General features: G+C 72.0%; 5 protein-coding genes. 3 read left to right on the top strand and 2 right to left on the bottom strand.

Going from position 1 to position 4,433, the window contains the following annotated elements; translation table 11 throughout:
• Nucleotides 1–145: 145 nt before the first annotated feature.
• Entirely contained in the window at nucleotides 146–1,261 is a 1,116-nt protein-coding gene (locus ABT116_RS39985; protein WP_351644859.1) for a winged helix DNA-binding domain-containing protein, read from the bottom strand.
• 111 nt (nucleotides 1,262–1,372) lie between these two features.
• On the bottom strand, nucleotides 1,373–2,038 hold the full coding sequence (locus ABT116_RS39980; RefSeq protein ID WP_351644856.1) for a helix-turn-helix transcriptional regulator: 666 nt from the start codon (nucleotides 2,036–2,038) through the stop codon (nucleotides 1,373–1,375).
• Between the two features lie 73 nt (nucleotides 2,039–2,111).
• Between ABT116_RS39980 and ABT116_RS39975 the strand changes: the two genes are divergently transcribed.
• The 3 genes from ABT116_RS39975 (at nucleotide 2,112) to ABT116_RS39965 (ending at nucleotide 4,395) form a co-directional block, all read left to right on the top strand.
• The gene (locus tag ABT116_RS39975) at nucleotides 2,112–2,756 is read left to right on the top strand and encodes an NAD(P)-dependent oxidoreductase (protein ID WP_351644852.1); all 645 of its coding nucleotides are present in this window, start codon (nucleotides 2,112–2,114) and stop codon (nucleotides 2,754–2,756) included.
• 168 nt (nucleotides 2,757–2,924) lie between these two features.
• The gene (locus ABT116_RS39970; RefSeq protein ID WP_351644862.1) at nucleotides 2,925–3,494 is read left to right on the top strand and encodes a cysteine hydrolase family protein; all 570 of its coding nucleotides are present in this window, start codon (nucleotides 2,925–2,927) and stop codon (nucleotides 3,492–3,494) included.
• Between the two features lie 61 nt (nucleotides 3,495–3,555).
• A complete protein-coding gene (locus ABT116_RS39965) occupies nucleotides 3,556–4,395 on the top strand; it encodes a bifunctional helix-turn-helix transcriptional regulator/GNAT family N-acetyltransferase (RefSeq protein WP_351644849.1) in 840 nt (279 codons plus the stop codon).
• Nucleotides 4,396–4,433: the final 38 nt, after the last annotated feature.

The raw sequence follows: 4,433 nt of genomic DNA, 5'->3' as shown, positions 1-4,433 counted from the left end.
GCCCGTCCCCGCGCCTCCCCGCAACCCACTCCGCTCCCTTCCCACCCGATCTTTTAACGCCTCGGGCCGCTTGCCCGCCCCCCACGTCCCCCCCCCCACGCCCCCTATCCATGCGCGACGCCCCCTGTCCATGTCGCGCCGCGGCCTAGCCCCGTACGACGCCGAACCGGATGTCGTACGACGACCCCGGGTGCATGACCCGCAGCATCCGCTCCCCCTCGGTGGTGACCTCGTCCTGCCGCGCGCGGGTGAGGCGGTCGAAGGGCTCGATCACGAGCGCGTCCTCCGTCAGCCGCCACAGCCCCGCGAGGAAGCCGTCGACGAGGAGCGTGCAGTAGGCCATGTTGCCCTTCCACGAGCGGCCACGGTGCTCGGGCGGGATCACTCGGCTGCGGTCGGCGTGCGAGAGCAGCAGGTTGTCGAACTCCGGGAGGAACCGCGGCGGTGCCGGGGTGTCCGGGTCGGGGCGGGGGGCGTCCGGGAGGTCGAAGAGTTCGACGCCGTTGTCGTCCCGGAAGGTCAGGAGCTGCGGGCGGAGGCGTTCGAAGGCGTCGCGCAGGCGGGTCATGCCGGCCCAGGTCTGCATGTCCTTCACCGAGGCCGGGCCGAAGGCGGCGAGATAGCGCAGGACGACCGCGTCGGGCGTCGGGGCGGGCTGTGCGGGCCGGCCGAGCCAGTGTTCGGCGGTGGTGAGACTGACCTGCCCGCTCCGTCCCCACAGGCCGCGAGGCGTCACCTGCACCAGCGGCAGGCGGCAGCGGGCGGCGACGGCCAGGGCCTGCGGATCGGCGTCGGGCCACTCCTTGAGCAGGGCCTCGCGCAGTTGCCCCATGGTGCGGGGCTCGGTCTCGACGAGGTCGCGGGCGAGCCCGGCCAGGCGGTCCAGGTCGACGCCGACGAGTCCCTTGCGGAAGGTGACGAGCTCCCGGTCGCGGGCGGGCTGCACCAGCGGCCTCAGGGTGAGGCAGTCGTCCGCGGTGTGGGTGTGGATCGTGGAGCGCATCGTGACGATCCGGACGGCCTCGCGGTCGGCCATCAGCCGGGACAACGCCTCGGGGGCGAACCCGTCGAGCCGGGCGGCGAGCGCGTAGTACGGCGGTTTGACGTTCTGCGCCTGGAGCCCGAGCAGGTGCTCGACGGCCGCCGCGACGGAGAGCCGGGCGGGGCGCAGGAGCAACTGCCGGTCGAGGGTCGCGCGGTTGAGGGCACGCGCGTCGAGCAGGGGTGCCGTGCCGGTGACGCTCCGCTTGGTGTTCGTCATGTGAGGCACGGTAGCGGGACTTGCGGACAGCTTCTGGCCGCAACCACCGGCCCGGCCAGCTGGGGCTCCCGTTCTATCCTCACGGTGACGCCACGCTGGTCACCGAGCCGGTCAGCCCCGGCTCAGCCCCAGCCGCCCGGCGCGGACCCCGGCCTGGAAGCGGGAGGACGCGTCGAGGCCGTCGAGCAGCTCCGCGACCCGGCGGCGGTAGGTGCGCAGTGACATGCCCAGCTCCCGCGCGGCCGTCTCGTCGGTGACACCCGAGCCCAGGGTGCGCAGGACCTGGGCGGTCCGGTCGTCGATGCGGGGGCGTTCGGGGTCGAGGACTGCGGTCAGGTCGGCGGCGCTTTCCCAGGCGGCTTCGAACAGCGCACAGGCGCCGCCGATCAGGGCCGGTGAGGAGCTCATGGTGTAGGTGCGCGGGCCGGAGGCGGCCGGGCTGGAGGGCGCCGGGCCGGTCAGGATCATGGTCCGCCGGTCGATGACCACGATCCCCTGCGGAAGCGGGGCGGCGGCGATCCGCACGTGGAAGCCATGAGCGGCCATCTCCCGCAGCGCGTCCCGGTCGCGCGCGTCAATCAGGGCCGCGGCGCTGTAGAGCTTGCGTCCACGAGGCGCTCCGCCCCGGCGCATCTGCCGGCGCGCGGCCTCTCGCGCACCGGGCCAGGTGTCGAGGTCGTGGGCGACATGGAGCCACTCCGCGTCGTCCGACTCCGCCAACGGCTTCATCCGAGCCCAGAACTCGACCTCACCGCGCAGCTCCATGACCTGTGGCATACGTCCATTGTGCCGATGGCAGCAACATGCCACGGGCTGGGCCCGGCGTCATGGGCGGTGCAGGCTGACGTCCATGAGCAGCCGAACCCCTACGAAGCTCCTGATCCTCGGTGCGACCGGCCCCACCGGTCGCCATGTCGTCGACCTGGCCCTCCGGGGCGGCGACGCCGTCACCGTCCTCGCTCGCAGGCCCGACGCGCTGGACGGCCTGGCGGACCGGGTCCACGTGGTCGCCGGAGACGCCACCTCGTACGACGACGTCGCGAAGGCCGTGGCCGGGCAGGACGTCGTCGTCTCGGCGCTCGGCAGGAGCACCTCCGTACGCGCCGACGACCTGTTCACGCGGGCCGCGACGGCCGTGATCGGCGCGGCCGAGGAGCAGGGCGTGTCCCGCCTGGTGTGGCTGTCCTCGTTCGGCGTGGGTGACACCTTCCGGTCGGCGAGCGCCGTGCAGAAGATCATGTACCGCACGTTCCTGCGGAACATCTACGCGAACAAGGAGCTCTCCGAGAGGGCGATCCGCTCCAGCGGCCTGGACTGGACACTGGTCTACCCGACGATGCTGACCAAGGGCCCCGCGCGGGGCCGCTACCTCGTCGGCGAGCGGTTGCCGATGAAGGGCAACCCGGCGATCAGCCGCGCGGACGTCGCCGACTTCCTGTACAGGGCGGCTCACGACCCCGCGTGGATCCACCGCGACGCCGTCATCACGGACTGACGACGCCCGGGCGGATTGTTACGCCCGCCGCGCCCCCGGGTACTCAGCAGTGCGTTCCCTGAACCCGCACCACACGCTCCACTCGGGAGATCCGATGCTTCGACTTCCACCCCGACCAGAAATTCCCCGGATCCCATGAGTGACAGCACCGGACGGACGGTGGACGGCATGGAACGAGGCGCAGACCCGACGCGGTCGGCTCTGATCGTGATCGACATGATCAACACATACGACCACGAGGACGCCGAGCTCCTCGTGCCGTCCGTCGAGCCGGTCGTGCCCGTCCTGACGGAGCTGCTCGGCCGGGCCCGCGAGGCGGACGCCTCCGTGATCTACGTGAACGACAACTTCGGCCTGTGGCGTTCGCACCACGGAGAGCTGCTGGACGCGGCCCTGTCCCAGCCGAACGCCCACCTGATCGAGCCCATCCGGCCCGACGACCGGTCGCTGTTCGTCATGAAGGCCCGCCACTCGGTCTTCTTCGAGACGCCCCTGTCCTACCTGCTGTGGAGCCTGGACATCGGGCACGTGGTGCTGACCGGCCAGGTCACCGAGCAGTGCGTCCTGTACTCCGCCCTGGACGCGCACATCCGTCACCTGGAGGTGACGGTGCCGAAGGACGCCGTCGCCTCCATCCATCCTCACCTGGCCTCCGCGGCCCTGGAGATGATGGAGCGCAACATGGGCGCCCGGATCATCACGGCGAAGGAGACCGAGTTCCCGCCCCGTGAGGACTGAGGCGGGCCGAGGGGCGGCCTGGGGCCTTTACCCGTCACCATTACCTGACTAAGGTCAGAGAATGAGGACGGAGCAGGTCGAGCAGGTACGAGGCTTCAACCGGACGGTCGCGGAGCGAGTGGGGGTCTTGCACGACCACTATCTGGACGGTGCCCGTCCCTACGGTCAGGCCCGGCTGCTCTGGCAGATCGGTGACGGCGACACGCACGACGTCCGCAGCGTGCGCGAGCGGCTGGGTCTGGATTCCGGGTACGTGAGCCGGCTGCTGCGCGCACTGGAGCGCGACGGTCTCGTCGCCGTCGAGCCCCACCCCGGCGACCGGCGGGTCCGCACCGTACGGCTGACCGAGGCCGGGCAGCGCGAGCGTGCTCTGCTCGACGACCGCAGCGACGCCCTCGCCGCCTCGCTCCTCGCCCCGCTCGACGCCCGGCAGCGGGAGCGGCTGACCTCCGCCATGGCGGAGGTCCAGCGGCTGCTGACCGCCTCGATGGTCTCCGTGGACGTACTGGACCCCGATCACCCGGACGCCACGCACTGCCTGCGGTCCTACGCGGCCGAACTGCGGGGGCTCTTCGACGGCGGCTTCGACCCCGCGAACAGCCTGCTGCCCGACCCCGGTGAACTGCGTGCGCCGCGGGGGCTGTTCCTCGTCGCCCGGTTGCACGGCGAGCCGGTGGGCTGCGCCGGGCTCAAGCTGCCGGCCGGGGCCCCCGCGGAGATCAAGCGGCTGTGGGTCTCCCCCGAGGCCCGGGGACTGGGCCTGGCCCGCCGTCTGCTGTCCGCACTGGAGGCGCGTGCCGCCGGGCACGGCAGCGACCGGGTGCGGCTCGACACCAACAAGGCCCTCGAGGCGGCCATCGGTCTCTACCGCGACAGCGGATACACCGAGGTCCCCGCCTGACCTTGCAGGCCTCGGTGGTGATGGTGAACCCGGGCGGG

This window comes from Streptomyces sp. NPDC002130 (assembly GCF_040296465.1).
Taxonomy (GTDB): Bacteria; Actinomycetota; Actinomycetes; order Streptomycetales; family Streptomycetaceae; genus Streptomyces.
Note: the sequence above shows the minus strand (reverse complement) of the source record. Positions and strands in the feature narration are given on the sequence as shown.